Genomic DNA, 18,550 nt, shown 5'->3' with positions numbered 1-18,550 from the left:
TCGACATCAGTCTGCGTCGTATGGGGACTTCGAGGCATCCGTCTTGTCGTCCGTGGATGTCTCTTCGATCGTCGTCTCGCTCGCCGTGATCTGCTCCGGTTCGTTCTCGTCGTCCTTGACGATCGGGTTGCCGTTCTCGTCGACGTCGTCATCGGAGACGTATGCCGGACGGACGTATTCGCGGCTGATCGCCTTCGACGAGAAGCGCAGGAGGCTGCCTTCGGAATCGATGACGATCTCGTCGTATTCCTCGTCGACTTCGACGACCTTGCCGATGACGCCGCCGATCGTGATCACCTCGGTGCCGGCGTCGAGGTTCTTCCAGAAGCTCTGGCGTTCCGCCTGCTGCTTCTTCGCCTTGCGCGTCTGGAACACCATCATGGCGATCATGGCGACGAGAAGAACGATGAGGAAGATGTAATCCATGCTCATGGCAGGGCTCCTTAACGACGAGGGACAACCGGGAATCGATTGAACAATCAGTGTACGAAGGCTTCAGTCTAGAATAGCTTGCTGACATCGGACGGGTCGCCATCCGGCGGTGTCAGGCCCAGATGCTCCCATGCCTTCGCCGTGGCGACGCGCCCTTTCGGCGTGCGCATCATGAAGCCCTCGCGCACGAGATACGGCTCGCATACCGTCTCGACGGTCTCCGCCTCCTCGCCGACCATCGCCGACAGGTTGTTGAGACCGACGGGGCCGCCGTTGAAGTTGCGGATGATCGCGTTGAGGACGGCGATGTCGAGCCGGTCGAGCCCTTCCGTGTCGATTTGGTAGAGCGCAAGCGCCTCTTTGACGTCTTCTGGTTCCACGATGTCAAGGTCATGGACGATAGCCCAGTCGCGTACACGGCGCAGCAGGCGGTTCGCAATGCGCGGCGTGCCACGTGAGCGGCGCGCGAGCTGGTGCGCAGCGCCTTCGGCGAGGTCGATCCCGAGCACACCCGACGAGCGCTCGATGAGTTTCTCGAGCTCACCTGTCGGATAGAAGTCGAGATGTGCGGTGAAGCCGAAGCGGGCTCGCAACGGCGACGGCAGCATGCCTTCGCGCGTCGTCGCGCCGATGACGGTGAACCTCGGTAGCGTCAATGGGATCGAGGATGCGCCGGGGCCTTTGCCGACCATGACGTCGACACGGAAGTCCTCCATCGCGATGTAGAGCAGCTCCTCCGCGGCGCGCGGCAGGCGGTGGATCTCGTCGATGAACAGCACCTCGCCGGCATCGAGCGAGCTGAGGATCGACGCGAGGTCGCCGGCATGCTGGATCGCGGGGCCTGATGTGACACGGATCGGCACGCCGAGTTCGTTCGCGACGATCATCGCCAATGTCGTCTTACCAAGACCCGGAGGGCCTGCGAGCAGGATGTGGTCGGGGGGCACGTCGCGTTTGCGTGCGGCGTCGAGGAACAGCTGCAGCTGCGCCTTGAGGCGCGGCTGTCCGATGAAGCCCCCGAGGATATGCGGGCGCAGTTCCTCGTCGCTCACCGGCTCGTTGCCGACGGCGTTCGCGGACACCATACGCAGCGATGCCTCGTTCGCGTTGCTGTTGTCCGCGTTGAAGACGTCGAAATCATCGGCGGCCATCGCTCACCTCACCTTCCCCTGTCCATCGATGCCAATGCGAGCCGGAGCACGGTCGACACGTCCTCGTCGGAGAGCGGCGTCGGGATGCCTTCGTTCTCGATGACGGCGTCGACGGCCTGCTGTGCCTCCTGCTGCTTCCAACCAAGGGAGATGAGCCCTTCGATGACACGCAGCATGCCGGTGTCCTCCGGGGCGTGCTGCGCCGTGCCCTCTCCGGCCGGTTCCACGCCGGACAGGTCGATCGACCCCTTGAGTTCGAGGATGATCTTCTGCGCGCCCTTCTTGCCGAGGCCCGGCGCTTTGGCAAGCGCCGTGGCGTCCTCGTCATGGATCGCCTGGATGAGCGCGTCGCTCGGCAATGTACTCAGCAGCGACAATGCGACCTTCGGGCCTATGCCGCTGACCTTCTGCAATTGCAGGAACATGCGTTTCGCGCCTGATGACAAGAACCCGAACAAGGTGATGGCGTCCTGCGCGACGCTCATCGACGTCATGACGGTGACGGCCGCGCCGACGTGCAATGTGGCGAGGTCGGCGCTCGGCATCCTCACCTCGAATCCCACGCCGTTGACGTCGATGAGCGCGCTCGTCGCGTCGACCGCCGCGACGGTGCCGCTGAGCATGCCGATCATGCGATACCTCCGATACGTTCATATTCGAACAAGTGTTCGATAGTTTACATGCCTCTGCGGACGCCGCGGCCATGCGAGGCGTGCTGCGCCGCCTGCGCCCACTGGCGTTGCGCCTTCGTCAGATGCTGTTCGCGTTCGCCTCCTTCAAGCGCCCCCGCGGGGCGCAGCGCGTGGCATATCGCGATCGCGAGGGCGTCGGCGGCATCTGCGGGCGTAGGCAGCGCATTGAGGTTGAGCAGGCGCGCGACCATGCGTTCCATCTGGATCTTCTGCGCCTTGCCGTTGCCGGTGATCGCGAGCTTCGATTCGGTCGGTGTATGCAGCGCGACGGGTATCCGCCGTTGCGCAGCGGCGAGCATCGCGACGCCGGCCGCCTGCGCCGTGCCGAGTACGGTGTTGCGGTTCTCCTGCGCAAATACACGTTCGATCGAGACGGTGTCCGGCGCGAACTCGTCGAGTTTCGCGGCGATGCCGTTGTAAATCGTCAGCAGACGCAGGTCCTGGGACATGTGCGGGTCGGAGCGGACGACATCGACGTGGATAAACGAAAGCCGGCGGGGCGCGCCGGCTTCGATCACGCCGACTCCGCACCGTGTCAGTCCGGGGTCGACTCCAAGGATGATCAACGGGGATTACTCCTCGTCAAGCTGTTCCATGACCTCATCGGAGGCCGTCCAGTTGCTGTAGATGTTCTGCACATCGTCGAGATCGTCGAGGTTGTCGATGAGACGGGCGACCTTGCGGGCGTCGTCGAGCGACAGTTCGACCTCGTTCTTCGGCATCATGACAAGGTCGGCGGAATCATAGTCGATGCCCGCATCCTGAAGCGCCTGGCGGACGGCGGTCATATCGGACGGGTCGGTGATGACGGTGTAGGTCTCGCCGTCATCGGTGACGTCCTCGGCGCCGGCCTCAGCGGCCTTCTCGAACAGGTCGTCGAAATCCACGCCTTCCGCGGGGACGACGATCGCGCCCTTGCGTTCGAAGTTGAAGCTCACCGAACCGGTCGTCGCGAGCGATCCGCCTCCCTTGCCGAGCGTCGAACGCACTTCGGCGGCCGCACGGTTGCGGTTGTCGGTGAGGCATTCGATGATGAGGCCGACACCGGCCGGGGCATAGCCTTCGTACACGATGTCCTCGTAGTTGGCGCCACCGGCCTCCTCACCGGAGCCGCGCTTGACGGCGCGCTTGATGTTGTCCGCCGGCATCGAGGCCTTCTTGGCCTTGTAGATGGCGTCATAGAGCGCAGGATTGCCGTCGGGGTCGCCACCTCCCTGACGGGCGGCGATTTCGATGTTCTTGATGAGCTTGGCGAACAGCTTGCCGCGCTTGGCGTCGATCGCGGCCTTCTTGTGCTTGGTGGTCGCCCACTTGGAATGCCCTGACATAATGCTCCTAGACAGGTGATGGATATTTTCGAAACGTGATGATTCTAATGCGCTTCTACGACAAGGCCCGGCGGTAGACGGCGAGCACTTCGTCGACGACGCGCTCCCAATCGAAGTCCTTCGAACGTTCGAGCCCCGCATCGGCAAGCCGTGTGCGCTCTTGCGGGTCGGCGAGCAGCGCGCATATGCGTTCGGCGCAATCGGCGCCGTCCTTGTTCGCAAACAACGCGGCATCACGTCCACGCTCGGTCACATCGATGAACGCCGGCAGGTCGGACGCGACAACCGGACAGCCGGCCGCCATCGCCTCGGCGAGCACGATGCCGAAGCTCTCGCCTCCCGTCTGCGGCGCCACATAGACGTCAAGCGACCTGTAGAACCTCGCCTTGTCATCGTCATCCACACGTCCAAGGAACTCGAAATGATCGAGCAGCCGTTCTCCCCCATCGCGTTCGAGGATCATCTTCTCGGCTTCCTTACGGCCGTCGCCGACGACGAGGAAGCGCGCCTCCGGATACCTGTCGAGCACGCGCGCGGCGGCCTCTACGAAGACCGGGAACCCTTTGCGCTCCTCTTCGAGACGGCCGAGGAACCCGACCGTCGGCCGTTCGGGGGTGCCCGCCCACTGGTTGTTGCGCTCCGCGCGTACATAGGCACGGCGGTCGATGCCGTTCGGGATGACATGGCGGTCGATCGCCGTCGGCAGATAATGGTCCGCGGTGCGTTGGGCGGCCGGGGATACGAAGATCGCGTCGCTCAGTGGCGTCAGATACGAGCGCAAGTACCGTTCGAAGATGTGCAGCGCCTTCGGATACGGTTCGATGCTCGCATGGAACGTCGCGACCATCGGTGGCGCGTCACGCATGACGAGCGGCTTATGGCTCACGGACGGCGCCTCCGGCTCATGCAGATGCACGATGTCGAACTGACCTTGGCGCACCCAGCGCCTCGTCTGCAGGCCAGCCGCGAGGAAATAGCTCAAATGCGCCCACGAGCCGTTGTAGGGAATCGCGAACGACGACCCGTTCGTCTGCACCCACAACGGCATGTCCTTCGTGCGGCGCCCCGGCGCGAACACGGACACGCAGTGGCCGCGGCGCATGAGCGCCTCGGAGAAGTCACGGATGTGGTTCTGCACACCGCCGGGCGTCTCGAACGAATACGGGCAGACGATGCCGACCCGCAATGGGCGGCCATCCGCATGGACGGCGGTCGGTGCTGGTTCCTGCGAAGACATACAGAGCATTCTTGCCGACCGAATGGACTTCATGCATGGTTGGGTGGCGCGGCACGGCCATCACCGCCGCACGCCACCGTCGCCGGCAAGGCGTGCGGCAAGCTCCGGCGGCACGTCCTTGAGCCTCGACAGATCGAGGTCCTCGACGAAGATCGGCTGCAGCATATGCCAATCCTCGGGATGCGCGGCGATGCCCCGCGCCCACACGTCGACCCACGCCTGGCTGATCGCATGGATCGCCGCCTCGCGTTCGAGGTCGCGGTAGGCGTCGATGTCAAGCGGTCCACTGATCTCGCACACATAGCCGTATGGAGTGCCGGCACGCTTGCTACGCTCGCCGTCGAGGCGCTCACGGTAGGTGTTGGCGACATACAACGGCAGCCCCGTGTCATATGCGAGTGTCGCCGGTCCCCTTGCGACGCGTATCGTCGAGCCGAACGCGTCGACGAATTCGCCATGACGGCTCAGGTCGCGGTCGGCGAGCAACGGCACGAGCACATGCGGCGCTTCGAGCGCCTCCTCAAGCCGTTCGGTCAGATGCGGCGTCCCGGTCAGCAGGATGCGCATGCCGAGGCGCTCGCGGATCGATACGAACGTGTCGAGCATCGCCTTGTCGGCGAGCCGTTCGGCGACGGTCGTCACCGGCGCCACGGCGAACTGCGCCCAGAACCCGTCGTAGTCCCAATTGCCCTGATGGCCCATCGCGATCGGCGCGGAGCGATCCCCCGTTCCAGGTGACGTGAGGTTGATGAGGGATTCGAGTCCCCCGCCTGTGCCTCGGACGCGGGCCAGCAGCCGTTCTTTGCCTCTTGCGCCGACGGTGAGCGCTTCGGAGAAATAGGTGAAGTATGAACGCATGCCGTTGCGGGAGACGCGTCGCAGGGTTCTCCGGTCGATCGGCTGCGCTCCGTCGTCGCCCCCTGCTTGGGCGGTGGACCATTCGAGCACATGGCGCAGGTTGCGTTCAAGCTGCACCACCGATCCGACGCGCAACAGCCATGCGATGTCCGCGGCGGCGAGGAAAGCGCCGCGGATGATGCGTTCGGGAAGCACCCGCGGATGGTCCGCGAGCCATGCCATCACATTGGCCATCGCTCAGGCCTTCGCCGGTGCGTCCAATGACGCCTCGATCGACGCGCGGGCCTCGTGGATGCGCTGGAAGATTGTGATCGTGCCGAGCAACGCGAGGACGCACATCGTCGCCATGAGCCATGCGTCCTGATGTGTCAGGCCGTTGATCGCCATGCCGACGAGGATGATCGTCAACCGGTCGGAACGCGTCGCGATGCCGCCTTTCGCCTCGGCGCCGACTGATTCGGCGCGTGCGCGGATGTAGGAGGTCACGAACGATGTCATGATCGCATAGATCGCGGCGCCCATGCCGATGAGCGCAATCGTGTCATACCGCCCGTCGGCGAGCAGCATCGCGCTGTTGCGCATGAAGAAGTAGATGATGACGCCGAGCAACACGGCCCAGTCCGCGACACGGTCGAGCGTCGAATCAAGGAACGCGCCGAAATGCGTGCCGCCGTTCGTCAGCTTCGCGACCGAACCGTCGAGGGAGTCGAAGATGACGAGCAGTGTCAGGACGAGCGCGCCCCAGAAGAGCCAACCGGTGATGCCGGTGGCGATGCCGACGATCGTCGTGCCGACGGCGCCGATCACGGTGACGGCGTTCGCCGTCAGGCCCATCCTCACCATTCCCCTCGCGATGGGGTTGATGATCCGCTTGAACCATGGTCGAAGCTTTTCCAGCATAGTAGTGTTCCGATATCAGTCTGTTGGTCTATGGACATAGTGAAGCATAGGCAAAGACGGCGATAAACGCCGTAGGCACGGCTGCGCCGTCGCACAGCCGTGCAGCACGTGCGGCCCGTCGCATAGCGGTCGGTGATGAAGGCGACGGGGCCGTGGGCACACCCGAACGGCGATGCCCACGGCCCCCTATGGTTTGTGTCCCTTACTCGGCTTCGGTGTCCGAGACGTTGGACTCGACGTCGGCGGCCTGTCCGGTCGCCTTCCTGAAGTCGTCGACGCTGTTGACCTGGACGCGCTTGGCGATCACGTCGAGGATCCAAGCCTTCGCCTCGTCGACCGGCACGCCGTTGAGTTGGCTGCCGTCACGGAAACGGAAGCTCACGGCGTTGTGGTTCATATCCTCTTCGCCGGCGATGATGATGAACGGCACCTTCGACTTCGACGCGTTGCGGATCTTCTTGCCGAAGCGGTCGTCGGACAGGTCGGTCTCGACACGCACCATGTCCTCCTCAAGGGATTCCATGAACCGCTGCAGATGCGGCGCGAACTCGTCCGCGACGGGCACGCCGAGCGCCTGCACCGGCGCGATCCACACCGGGAACGCGCCCGCATAGTGCTCAAGCAGGATCGCGAAGAAGCGTTCGATCGAGCCGAAGAGCGCACGGTGGATCATGACGGGGCGCTGGTGGGTGCCGTCCGGCGCGATGTATTCGAGCTGGAAACGCTCAGGCAGGTTGAAGTCGAGCTGGATCGTCGACACCTGCCATGTACGGCCGATCGCGTCGCGCGCCTGGACGGAGATCTTCGGCCCGTAGAACGCGGCGCCGCCCGGATCGGCGACGAGCTCAAGGCCGGATTCCTCGGCCACTTCGGCGAGCGTGTTCGTCGCCTCCTCCCAGATCTCGTCCGAGCCGACGAACTTGTGCTCGTCCTTCGTGGACAGTTCGAGATAGAAGTCGTTGAGGCCGTAGTTCTTGAGCAGGTCAAGGACGAACGTGAGCAGGTTCTTGAGCTCGTCGCGCATCTGCTCGCGCGTGCAGTAGATGTGCGAATCGTCCTGGGTCAGGCCGCGCACACGCGTCAGGCCGTGCACGACGCCGGACTTCTCATAGCGGTAGACGGTGCCGAACTCGAAGAGGCGCAGCGGCAGTTCGCGGTACGAACGCTGGCGCGACTTGAAGATGAGGTTGTGCATCGGGCAGTTCATCGGCTTGAGGTAGTAGTCGAAGCCCTGCTTGACGATGTTGCCGTCCTCGTCCTTCTCCTCGTCGAGGTGCATCGGCGGGTACATGCCGTCCTTGTACCACTGCAGATGGCCGGACGTCTCATACAGGCCGCCCTTCGTGATGTGCGGGGTCTGCACGAAGCTGTAGTGGTGCTTGCGGTGCATCTCGCGCGAATAGTCCTCCATCGCGTTGATGATCGCGGCGCCCTTGGGATGGAACACGGCGAGGCCGGGTCCGATCTCCTCGGGGAACGAGAACAGGTCCATTTCCTGGCCAAGTTTGCGGTGGTCGCGCTTCGCGGCCTCCTCCATGCGCGTCTGGTAGGCCTTGAGCTCCTCCTTCGTCGGGAACGCGACGCCGTAGATGCGCTGGAGCATCGGGTTCGCCTCGGAGCCCTTCCAATAGGCGGCCGCCGCGCGTTCAAGCTTGAACGCCTTGATGAACCGTGTGTTCGGCAGGTGCGGTCCGCGGCACAGGTCGGTCCACACGACATTGCCTTCGCGGTCGATGTTGTCGTACATGCTCAGCTCTTTGTCGCTGATCTCGACGGCGGCCTCGGTGTCGAGCGCATCCTCCTTGTCCTTGATGAGCTCGATCTTGTACGGCTGGTCCGCTTCCTCGTTGAGCGCCTCCTGTTCGGTCACGACGCGGCGCGAGAAGCGCTGCGCGGATTTGATGATGCGCTGCATGTGCTTCTCGATCGTCTTGAGGTCCTCCGGGGTGAACGGGTCCGTGACGTCGAAGTCGTAGTAGAAGCCGTTTTCGATGACCGGCCCGATGCCGAGTTTCGCGTCGGGGCGGATCTCCTGGACGGCCTGTGCCATGACGTGCGTCGCCGAATGACGCATGATCGCGACGCCATCGGGCGAATCGAGCGCGATCGATTCGACGGTGTCGCCGTCGTTGAGCGGTGTGTAGAGGTCACGGGGTTCCCCGTTGAGACGTACGGCGATGATGTTCTTGTCGTCGGCGAACAGGTCGACGCCTGTCTGGTCCGCATCCACCTCCTTCGCTTCGCCGTTGACCGTTATGGAGATGGTGTGCTGTGCCATGGGAATCGTCCTTGTCTATCTGGGTCCGCGGTACAAGGTGCAGACCTGGACTATTGATTACAGGTACACAACTTAGGGTCGAGCGCAGACAACAAGATGGCCATCCCGTGCATGGTGCAGCCCGTTGTACGACGTCACCGATAGGTGCCGCGTGAATGCACGATGTCCACGTCGTGCACACCCGCGCCCGCGAGCAGCATCCTGATGTCCTGCGCGCTCGCCGCGCACCGTGGTCCGATGATGACGGCGCGCAGCGTCGCGCCGAGGTCGAGTCCAAGGTCGATCGTCGGCACAAGGCGGTCGACGCGCGGCAGCACACCGCATCGCGCCGACGTGACGATGCGCGGGAAGCGCCGCGGCAACGCGCGCACAAGCGCGTCCTGAAGCGTCTCGAAGCCGCCGACGTTCGCATTCGGCCCCCATACCGCAAGACGCCATTCGCATTCCTCATGGAAGAAGCGTTTCTTGCAGAACGCCGTCGACGCGATGAACTCGAGCGTCGCGTCGAGCAGACGCGCGCGTATCGCGTCGCGATGCGCGGCGTCGGCGACGCGCAGGTCGTGCACGTCGCGCGCCATGCGCGAGGCGAGTGCGTCGAAATACGCGGCGCTGCGCTCATGTCCGTAGACGATCGGCCGGTACATCGTCATCATATGCGTTTGCAACGGGTGTCCGTCGTCGTCGCCAACCGTGAACGACGGCCGAGCGTGCGCGAACGGTGACAGGTCGAAGCCGAGCGCGACGCCTCGCCCGTCGTCGCCGTATGCGCGCCATTGACTCAACTGGTCGCCCACTTCGGAAAGGCACGCCGCATAGCACAGCCGGTTCGGCGGCAACACGTGCTCGGTGAGCGCCTCACGCAGCAACGTGCGGTATTCGGGGCGCAACAGGTCGGTCCAATCGTCGGTGAACCGCAACGCCGCGCCGTGTCCACTGATGAGCCCCGCACGGTCGAGGCTCGCGCTCGCCGCCGCGTATCCGTACGTGATTTCGGCGGAATCGTTGGATTTTGTGATGTCGCACAGCCGCAGCGACGCGTTCGACACAATCGCGCACGCGGTCTGCAGCGAGCAATAGTGGTATGTCAGTGGCATTGGCGTGTCCTTTTCTCGTCCCTGTGCCGTCATGATACCGTGCGCGCGTCGTCTTCAAAACCGCATACCTCATCGAGGAACCACCGTTCGTGGCTCACGATGACGAGCGCGCCCGCATAGCCGCGCAGGAAACGCGCCAACGCCTGCTTCGAGTGCACGTCGAGGTGGTTCGTCGGTTCGTCGAGCATGATGAGCTGCGGCGCGCGCAGCAGTCCGAGGCACAACGCGAGCTTCTGCGCCTCCCCTGGGCTGAGCCGCTCCCCCGACGTCATACGGTCGGGGTCGGCGTTGAGTTGCGCGGCCATCGACAGCACATGCGCACGTTCACCGTTGTCCAGATGACGTAGTTCGTCGAGCAGCCGTACGTGTGCGTCGGGAGCAGGGATCTGGGTGATGGTGAGTGTCGGCAACGTGTCGGCGACCGACGCGAGCAACGCGCGCACGACGGTTGATTTTCCTGTGCCGTTCGCGCCGTCGATGCCGATATGGTCACGGGGGCCGACACTCAACCGTGGCACGCGGATGCCCGCATCGCCGAGCGGTTGCGCGGCGTCGAGCGCACATGTATGCCAATGGGTGCCGTCGATGACGAGTTCGGACACGGCGACGCAATCGTCCGTTTCCGCGGCGTCGCCAAAACGGATGACACCGGCGTCGATGTGCGCGAGTTCCCTGCGCGCGGACGGTGCGATGTCGACAAGGATCTCACCGTCATAGCGTTTCGCGTCCGTCTCGATCGACGCGGCCGCGCGTTCGGCCGCCTCGAGGCGGCTGCCGAGCGCACGGTATGCGGCGGCGCTCGCCTTGTCCGCCTGTTTTTCGTTCCATTTGTGCGTGTTGCGTGCGTCATGGTCGTGCCGGTCGATCTTCCATCCGCCGTGCTTGCGGGCGGATGCGGCGTTCATCATCGCACGACGTTTGTCCTGGGACTGTCTGATCGAGCGTTGCGCGTCGTGCGCTGCCTTGAGTTCATCCGCGCGTTCGTTCGCGCGGTGCTCACGTGTGCGCGACGCTTTCGTGTAGCCTCCCGCGTAGCGTTCGAGCACGGTGCGGTTGCGGCCGTCCACATGTCTGCGTTCGAACATCAGACATTGCGTGCATGTCGCGTCGATGAGTTCGATGTCATGCGACACGAGCACGCCGATGCCGTCGTATGCGCGCATCGCCGAGGCGATCGCGGCGCGCGTATCCGCGTCGACATGGTTCGTCGGTTCGTCGAGGACGAGCACATCCGGATTGGAGGCGATCGCGCACGCCACCTGGAGGCGTTTGCGTTCGCCTCCCGAAAGCGTCAGGAAACGGTATGGCCAGTCGTCGCCGATGCCGAGCATGTCGCGCACCGCGATCGCCGACGGTGACCAATCGTTCGCGAATGCGTCGAGGTTCGTGGGTTCCGTTGTGCATTCCTGTGCGCAATAGGCGTCCACGAACGTTGACGGGGATGGGTTGATCGTACCTTCGGTCGGCGTGAGACGTCCGAGGATGATGGTGGCGAGTGTCGTCTTGCCGCAGCCGTTGTCGCCAAGGAACGCGGTCCAGCCTTGCGGCAACGTCACGTCGATGCCGTCGAAGAGCGCGTTCGGTGCGCCATCGTAGGAAAAGGAGATATGCCTGCCGATGAGGTTCGTGGGATGCGTGGCCATGTCAGATGATCCTTCATTGATATGGCGTACTGCTTGGGGATGCTGGGGCAGTGAATGCGGCCGGTGCATTCGGGGCAACGAACGCATATGAACACGGCAGCACGCTTGACGCGTCTGGCTGACTGATGCATTCACCGCGTTTCAGATCCGCAAGTGCCCGTTGACCTCCATATGAAGGACTCCCCTGGCATATCGGGGCATCCATGAGATGGCTTGATGAGAGCGGACAACGGGACTCGAACCCGCGGTCTCGACCTTGGCAAGGTCGCGCTTTACCAACTAAGCTATGTCCGCATGTGCACCGGTCGACTCGCATCGCTTGGGCACGAATCGTTACTCTACCGCATCGCGCCGCCCATGCAAAACCGGCGTGTCACGCGGCGGCCGCGGTCCACGGTTCGGCCATGGCCGAACGCACCCTCCTACACTGGAACAAGGAACCAAACGAAAGGAACATGCATCCATGCCGATGATCGAAATGGCCCAGAGCGCCGATACCACCACCATCAGGGACCTGAGCGTCGATACGTTCACGGAGACCTTCGCCGCACTCAACACGCAGGAGGACATGGACAAATACATCGCCGACAACCTCTCGCCCGAGCTGCTCCAGCAGGAGATCGACAACCCGAACTCGACGTTCCTCGTCGCGACCGTGGACGGTGTTCCGGCCGGCTATATGAAGGTCAACACGGGTGCCGCGCAGACCGAGGACATGCCCGACGACCATATGGAGGTCCAGCGTCTGTACATCCTCAAGGCGTTCAAACGCAACGGCCTCGGCAGCGGCCTCATGCGCACCGCGTTCGGCATGGCGCGCGCCCAGGGCAAGACGAAGATGTGGCTTGGCGTATGGGAGCACAACGACCCTGCGATCGCGTTCTACAAGCGCTTCGGCTTCACGCAGATCGGCTCCCACGATTTCGTGCTCGGCGACGACAGGCAGACCGACCTGCTGATGGAAGCGAACGTAGAGCCGAAGGAGTGAGGACGTCCGCGCAACGCCGCCACTAATGGCGGTCGTGCATGATTCGTGGGGATTGCGATCATATGCCGGCATCCGCACGGGCCACCGTTATACTGGGACACGACAAGCATTCCTGTACAACCTAAGCAGTCCTGTACAACGAAGACGATCGAGGATACCGATGACGACACGATTCGCGAAGGCGGCCGCGCTCGCCGCGGCGGCGCTCATGGTAGGTGCGGGCGCCGGGTGCGGCAATGGCGCAAAGGACGATGGCACATGGGATGCCGCACACGAGGATGCCGTGTGGAACGACCATGTCAAGCACACGGGTGCGGCGTTGACGATGGAGGAATTCGAGACGACGACATGGCGTGCGTCGAACGGCGACATGATCATGTTCCATGACACGTCCGAAGCGTGGCCGCATATGGAAATGCCGACGACGCGCGGCAAGGACGACCACCGTTCGACGCTCATCCCCGCAACCGTCACGGACCAGAGCGCACTCATGCAATTCGAGTTCCTGCAGTACGCCGATGCGAAGCTCGACGGCGCGTACTATGCGCTTTCCACGTCCTTCCCCGCCGATCCGGCGGACATGGCGTCGGGTGAATGGCGCACCGGTGACGACGGCGACCTCTTCGTGCTCGCCGTCAACGAGGACGCGCACGAAGGCTACCGCGTCCGCGCCACCGGCAGCGAGCTCGACGTGCAATGCATGACCGAGGATGTCAAGGACGCGGGCTGCTACAACGTGATGTTCAAAGGACTCGCCGACGACGCGAACGGCAATGACGGCATCCTCACACTCGAATATGTGAACATGGGCACAGGTGAGGATGCCGACGGTCAGAGATGACGGAGCATACCTGACCGTGGCAAAGATCACCCTTCTTCCTCCGCGATGCGACGCTGGCATTCCGTGATGTCATGCTTGGCGCGCTCGTACGCCTCGGTGTACGGCGCCTGTCCCTGGATCAGCCCCATGTCGCTTGTCCGCTTGAGGAAACGGAACCCATCCTCCCCCAGATCCTCGATGTATCCTTCCGCCTGCAAATAAGGATAGGTCAGCGGATCGTCAGTTATGAATTTCGGAGGGTTGTTGCGCCGGCGTTCGTCGGCGACCTCCCAGAACAGCTTGTGGTACTCCTCTTGGGAAAGGGTGTCAAGCTCGTCTTCCTCCAGGCCCAGAACGGCGGCCATTTGCGTCTCAATGGCTTCCCATTCGCGCTCATGGTTGAATTTCGCGCAAGCCACATAGTACTCGAGTGGATCAGGAGCCCATGTCTGTTCGGGGTTCTGGCTCAGTGCGTAGCCCTCGATGTCGCTCATCCGAGACCACCCAGTGTCCCAGCAGATGTATTCGATCGCGTATCCGACGTATGGTTCCTTGTTTTCCGTTTCGAACGCGCTGATTTCCTTATTGCTCAGGTGTCGGATGGATTCAAGGTCTTCGGTGAGCCAGAATGGGATGGGGATCACATATGCCGGCGATTCCCACCATTCTTCCGGTTCTTCGACCGGATGTTGCGCGAGGCTGTACTCCCCTATGCCTCGGTGTGATTCCACCCATTGCATGGCGGATTCGGATGGGACGAAATTGCCGTATTCGTCCACGGTCCCGAAGCCTTTCGTGATCAGTGCGCGTGCGTTCTGGGCCTCCTCCTGCGCGCGTGGGTTGTCCGCGTAGTCTGTTTTCGTCCGGTACCCGAAACATGCTTCGACGAGCAGTCCGTATTCGCGGATATTGAGCGATTCGTTGTTGGGGGTGTCGATGGTGTTCATGAGGTGTCCTTTCATGGTGTTCTCGATCATTGATGTACTGACACCGGTATGAACCGGATAAAACTCCGGAGTGTCATACGGTGTCCGGTTTGAGGTTTCCTGTGAAGAATCGGATGACGTCGGTGGGGATGTTCGCGGGATCGGCCAGATCCAGTGATGCGATGCGTGCGAGCAGCGTCTCCGGCGACATCGCGGGCACCCCTCCCGGCCAATGTACGTCCTCTACGTGGGGCGCACCGGATTTGCCTGTCGGGACCATGCAGACGAGCCAGTCGCTCATGATGCCGTATTGTTCAAGATAGGGGCGCCAATGCCGGCATTGTGCGATCATGTTCGTGCTCATGTGGACATCCGCGCGACCATCAGATCCGGAGACGAACGCGTGTTTGCTGATGCTGATACGCGCGAGTGTGTCATCCGCGATGTTCACATATGCGGTGTCCGATCCGCCTTTGTAGTTTTTCGCGTCAACGAACCATGCGTATAGCTGTCCGTTGCGGCCGACGCCGATGATGACGGCGTCGATGTCCGCATCGGTGCGGCTGCCATGCGCGTCTTTCCCGTACAACGACCAGAACGATACAACATGCAGTCCGCTGCTTGCGATGATGTTGGCGAGCATCCGTTCCCCATACAGGCCGGAGTGGATTTGCGCATCGCCGAAGTCGGAGGATTTGAGTCCTACGCCGGGATTGCCGAACAGACGATGCTCGTTGCGCGCCTTCGACAATGAATAACGATTCGCCCGCTCATACAACGGATCGGACTGTCCCTCCCCATCCGAGGCGACCATGGCATACCCGCGGAACTCGGGCTCGCCAGAAACCGCCGGAACGAGTTGGAACCGTTCGACCGCACGGCGGAACATGACGGAGGGCATATGGTCATGGATGCGTTGCTCTTCCGCGATGCGCTGCGCTTGGATCTGCGGTTGCAGGCGCAACGCCCTGAGGAACGGGAAGAACCGGATGATGGCGGCTATCGCGGCGACAAGGACAAGGATATTGAGGCATACGATCGGTGTGGATGAGTAGGCGCCTCCCGCGCTGAACCATATCAGCAGCAATGCGATGCCGATGCCGTAGGCTCCGGCGGCACGTGTGTTGTTCGCGCGGTTCTCCTTGCTGACGAAGTACCCAAGTAGTGCGCATATGCTGCAAATGATGATGCATGTCAGCAGTCCTCCCCAACTGAACAGCATCCCGAAGCAATGTCCTATGTACTGCATGATGTGCTCCTGTCTTCTCTCTCGTGTCGGCGTTGCCCCAACCGGGACGTGGTATCCGTATGAACCGGATAAAACATGTGCGTTCCCATAGGGCAACGACGAGAGGTGCTGGACGGCACACGATATGGAACCGAGCTGATCGACGATGTTTTGTCCGGTTCTTACGGGTGAAGGCCACGATGCGTATAGCGTTGCGGAACCTCGTTCTGAAAGAAGAAAGGACCTATCATGTCAACCTTGTTCAATGTCATCGGCTGCATCTACTTCCTTGTGGGGATCATCATCGGTCTCGTCAAGATCCCCGCCGCCATCCGCGCGTTGCGCCGTTCCCCATTGCGTGCCGTACGGGATGGCGCGCTCAGAGTCACATTGTTCATCGTCGGGTTCTGCGTCCTCGCCGCCCTTGGCAACACATCGGAGTATGGGAGGAAGCAGTCGATCAATATGATCTGGATCTTCGCGACGATCGCAGTGTTGATCTATGTCGGCAGTGCGATTGCGCGCGTCTGGCGTGATCACAAAGCACAGGACAAGCAGACCGAGCAAAGGCTGAGGGAACAGCCTGTCCCGGAAGGCATCATGTATGCACATACGCAGCAGCCATCGTCTGACCCCGACGGGGCTGCGGCTCCTGCGTCTACCTCGACACAGGCCCCTGCAGTCTCCGATGCTGCACATGATATGCGGCAATGAGACATGCGTTGATGGAATCGCGATAGCCGGTGCCGCCCGACGTGCCGGCCATCGCAATCTGCCATCTGTTGGTAGAATTCCCAAGGATATTCGACGCCGAACGAGAAGGAAAGGCATATGATCACAGGACCGGTGAAAAACAAGGTCGATGACATCTGGCAGCGCATGTGGGAAGGTGGCACAAGCAATCCGCTCGAGGTGATCACGCAACTCACCTATCTGATGTTCATGAAATCGCTTGACGATACGGAATTGCGCAGGGAAAGGCAGCTCAGCATGGGGGTGACTCCGCGCGAAGCCAAGGTATTTCCCGACGATCCGGAGATACAACGTGCGCGTTGGCATAACTTCAAGGATCTCGATCCGGATATGATGCTCACGGTGGTGCGCGATGTGGCGTTTCCGTTCATCAAGACGATGCATACGGACAATGCATTCGCGAACAGCATGAGGGATGCGCAGTTCGGCATCACGAACGTGAAGACGTTGCAGCAGGTCGTCACGGGCATTGAGGATTTGCTGACCTATGTGCAAAATCAGGACACGCTCGGCGATTTGTATGAGTACATGCTGAGCAAGCTCAATACTTCGGGCACGAATGGCCAGTTCCGTACGCCGCAGCATATCCGTAAGATGATGGTCGACCTCATCGACCCGAAGCCCGGGCAGCTTATCGCTGATCCGGCATGTGGCACGGCGGGGTTCCTGATTTCCGCGGCCGAGCATATCCGTGAGCGGTACGGGAACGATATGTTGACCGAGCAGTGGGACCTGTTCCGGGGTCCGCAGTTCACCGGTTTCGACACCGATCAGACGATGGTGCGCATCGCGGCGATGAACATGCTGCTGCATTCGGTCAACCATCCGGACATCTCCAACCGCAACAGCCTTTCCCGTCAGAATGACGTGAGTGGTGCCTTCGACGTCATTCTCGCCAATCCCCCGTTCACGGGATCCTTGGATATCAATGATGTGAACGATTCGTTGAAGTCCGTCGTGCAGACGAAGCAGACCGAATTGCTATTCGTCGCATTGTTCCTGCGCATGCTCAAACTCGGTGGACACTGCGCTTGCATCGTGCCGAATGGCGTATTGTTCCGCTCGGGCAAGGCATACCGCCAGCTGCGTGAGGAATTGGTCGAGCGTCAGCGACTCCACGCGATCATCTATATGCCTTCCGGCGTGTTCAAGCCGTATTCCGGCGTGAGCACGGCCGTGCTCGTGTTCACGAAGACCGATGCGCCCAACAGCGCCGACGATGTGTGGATGTACCGCATGGACCATGACGGATACACGCTCGATGACAAGCGTGACGAAGATTTGGAGCATAGCAACATCCCGGACATCCTCACCCGCTTCGCCGATCTGGACGCCGAGAAGGCACGCACGCGCAAAGACCAAAGTTTCCTCGTACCCGTCGAGGAGATTCGTGCGAACGACTACGAATTGTCATTCAACCGTTACGCCGAAGTGGAATACGAACGCAAGGAGTATCCACCGACGAGCGAAATCCTTGATGCCCTCGAAGCACTCAACGGACAGCTGACCACCGGACTGCATGACCTGCGCGCACTGCTGAACGAGGATGGTGAGTGATGACGGAGACAACACCGTTTCTTGATTTGTTTTCTGACGATACACGTCACGCAAGAAAGATTAAAGCGGCTCTTCTCAGGTTAGTGTGTAAGGATGTCTTTGAGTTGGCTGCTGTGGATGAGGCATCGTTGGATGTAGCTGGTGGTGTTGGCGAAGCCCATGGCGTTGCCGCGCAGGGTCTCGAGCCTGCCGTTGATGGCTTCGGTGGGTCCGTTGCTTGAGTGGGGGTGGCGGAAGAGGGCGAGGATGTCGCGCATGCGTCTTTTGAGCACGCGGCCGAGGGAGGCGAGTTCCCGGCAGCCTTTGTAGCGCCCCGGTCCGGTCAGGTCGTCGATCAGCTCGCGCATCATGCGTTCGCCGCGTCGCCGGTCGTCGCACCGGTAGGCGTGTATGACCCTTTGGTAGACGTCGTGGGCGAGCATGAGGTCGTGGTTGGTCTGGATGGCGAACAGGGCCATGAGTCTGGCACGGCCGCGTGCGCCGAGGTATTCGTCGCTGGTCAGCAGGGCGCGCCTGCAGTCGTAGAGCCTGTCGCCCTTGACACCGCGCCTGCCGGTGGCGTCGCGTTGCAGGCGGCAGCGCACCTTGGTGACGCGGGCGGCGGCCAGTTGCACGACGTGGAACGGGTCGATGACCTCGACCGCGTGGGGCACGACGGATTCGAC

At 62.0% G+C, this 18,550-nt stretch carries 18 protein-coding genes and 1 tRNA gene; 4 read left to right on the top strand and 15 right to left on the bottom strand.

Going from position 1 to position 18,550, the window contains the following annotated elements; all coding sequences use genetic code 11:
- Positions 1-6: 6 nt before the first annotated feature.
- The 12 genes from yajC to B1526_RS08485 all read right to left on the bottom strand — a co-directional run bounded on the left by yajC (position 7) and on the right by B1526_RS08485 (position 11,907).
- A complete protein-coding gene (gene yajC / locus B1526_RS08540; RefSeq protein ID WP_095615647.1) occupies positions 7-426 on the bottom strand; it encodes a preprotein translocase subunit YajC in 420 nt (139 codons plus the stop codon).
- Between the two features lie 74 nt (positions 427-500).
- The gene (ruvB, locus tag B1526_RS08535; RefSeq protein WP_095615638.1) at positions 501-1,583 is read right to left on the bottom strand and encodes a Holliday junction branch migration DNA helicase RuvB; all 1,083 of its coding nucleotides are present in this window, start codon (positions 1,581-1,583) and stop codon (positions 501-503) included.
- An 8-nt stretch (positions 1,584-1,591) separates the two neighbouring features.
- The gene (ruvA, locus tag B1526_RS08530) at positions 1,592-2,215 is read right to left on the bottom strand and encodes a Holliday junction branch migration protein RuvA (protein WP_095615637.1); all 624 of its coding nucleotides are present in this window, start codon (positions 2,213-2,215) and stop codon (positions 1,592-1,594) included.
- 44 nt (positions 2,216-2,259) lie between these two features.
- Positions 2,260-2,841, bottom strand: a complete 582-nt coding sequence (gene ruvC / locus B1526_RS08525) for a crossover junction endodeoxyribonuclease RuvC (protein WP_095615636.1) — start codon at positions 2,839-2,841, stop codon at positions 2,260-2,262.
- A gap of 6 nt (positions 2,842-2,847) precedes the next feature.
- Positions 2,848-3,603: a YebC/PmpR family DNA-binding transcriptional regulator gene (locus tag B1526_RS08520; protein ID WP_095615635.1), complete on the bottom strand. Its 756-nt coding sequence runs from the start codon at positions 3,601-3,603 to the stop codon at positions 2,848-2,850.
- Positions 3,604-3,658: 55 nt separating this feature from the next.
- Entirely contained in the window at positions 3,659-4,840 is a 1,182-nt protein-coding gene (locus B1526_RS08515) for a glycosyltransferase family 4 protein (RefSeq protein ID WP_235607122.1), read from the bottom strand.
- A gap of 60 nt (positions 4,841-4,900) precedes the next feature.
- A complete protein-coding gene (locus tag B1526_RS08510; RefSeq protein WP_095615633.1) occupies positions 4,901-5,932 on the bottom strand; it encodes a phosphatidylinositol mannoside acyltransferase in 1,032 nt (343 codons plus the stop codon).
- Between the two features lie 3 nt (positions 5,933-5,935).
- Positions 5,936-6,598, bottom strand: coding sequence for a phosphatidylinositol phosphate synthase (pgsA, locus tag B1526_RS08505; RefSeq protein ID WP_095615632.1), 663 nt, complete (start codon positions 6,596-6,598; stop codon positions 5,936-5,938).
- A 202-nt stretch (positions 6,599-6,800) separates the two neighbouring features.
- Positions 6,801-8,876 carry a threonine--tRNA ligase gene (gene thrS, locus B1526_RS08500; protein WP_095615631.1) on the bottom strand — a complete coding sequence of 692 codons (2,076 nt, stop codon included), beginning with the start codon at positions 8,874-8,876 and terminating at the stop codon, positions 6,801-6,803.
- 134 nt (positions 8,877-9,010) lie between these two features.
- Positions 9,011-9,970 (bottom strand): DUF2971 domain-containing protein, encoded by a 960-nt coding sequence (locus B1526_RS08495; protein ID WP_157908719.1) that lies wholly within the window; start codon positions 9,968-9,970, stop codon positions 9,011-9,013.
- A gap of 29 nt (positions 9,971-9,999) precedes the next feature.
- Positions 10,000-11,613, bottom strand: coding sequence for an ATP-binding cassette domain-containing protein (locus B1526_RS08490; protein WP_095615629.1), 1,614 nt, complete (start codon positions 11,611-11,613; stop codon positions 10,000-10,002).
- A 221-nt stretch (positions 11,614-11,834) separates the two neighbouring features.
- A tRNA-Gly gene (locus B1526_RS08485) sits at positions 11,835-11,907 on the bottom strand.
- Positions 11,908-12,076: 169 nt separating this feature from the next.
- Here B1526_RS08485 and B1526_RS08480 point away from each other — a divergent pair.
- Positions 12,077-12,601: a GNAT family N-acetyltransferase gene (locus B1526_RS08480; RefSeq protein WP_095615628.1), complete on the top strand. Its 525-nt coding sequence runs from the start codon at positions 12,077-12,079 to the stop codon at positions 12,599-12,601.
- 160 nt (positions 12,602-12,761) lie between these two features.
- On the top strand, positions 12,762-13,442 hold the full coding sequence (locus B1526_RS08475) for a hypothetical protein (RefSeq protein WP_095615627.1): 681 nt from the start codon (positions 12,762-12,764) through the stop codon (positions 13,440-13,442).
- Between the two features lie 26 nt (positions 13,443-13,468).
- On the opposite strand, the gene B1526_RS08470 is transcribed toward B1526_RS08475, so the two are convergent.
- Both B1526_RS08470 and B1526_RS08465 read right to left on the bottom strand, forming a co-directional pair.
- A complete protein-coding gene (locus B1526_RS08470; protein ID WP_133088539.1) occupies positions 13,469-14,368 on the bottom strand; it encodes a hypothetical protein in 900 nt (299 codons plus the stop codon).
- A gap of 73 nt (positions 14,369-14,441) precedes the next feature.
- On the bottom strand, positions 14,442-15,596 hold the full coding sequence (locus tag B1526_RS08465; RefSeq protein ID WP_095615625.1) for a hypothetical protein: 1,155 nt from the start codon (positions 15,594-15,596) through the stop codon (positions 14,442-14,444).
- A gap of 228 nt (positions 15,597-15,824) precedes the next feature.
- Between B1526_RS08465 and B1526_RS08460 the strand changes: the two genes are divergently transcribed.
- Positions 15,825-16,289, top strand: coding sequence for a hypothetical protein (locus B1526_RS08460; protein ID WP_095615624.1), 465 nt, complete (start codon positions 15,825-15,827; stop codon positions 16,287-16,289).
- A gap of 117 nt (positions 16,290-16,406) precedes the next feature.
- Complete coding sequence (locus B1526_RS08455; protein WP_095615623.1) at positions 16,407-17,885, top strand: type I restriction-modification system subunit M; 1,479 nt, start codon at positions 16,407-16,409, stop codon at positions 17,883-17,885.
- Positions 17,886-17,965: 80 nt separating this feature from the next.
- Here the strand turns inward: B1526_RS08455 and B1526_RS08450 are convergent.
- Positions 17,966-18,550: transposase (locus B1526_RS08450; RefSeq protein ID WP_162287966.1), on the bottom strand; the 585-nt coding region annotated here is incomplete at its 5' end.

Origin of the sequence: Bifidobacterium criceti (assembly GCF_002286935.1) — a bacterium.
In the GTDB taxonomy this organism is placed as follows: Bacteria; Actinomycetota; Actinomycetes; order Actinomycetales; family Bifidobacteriaceae; genus Bifidobacterium; species Bifidobacterium criceti.
The sequence above is the reverse complement of the archived record's forward strand: the minus strand, read 5'-3'. Positions and strand labels throughout refer to the sequence as shown.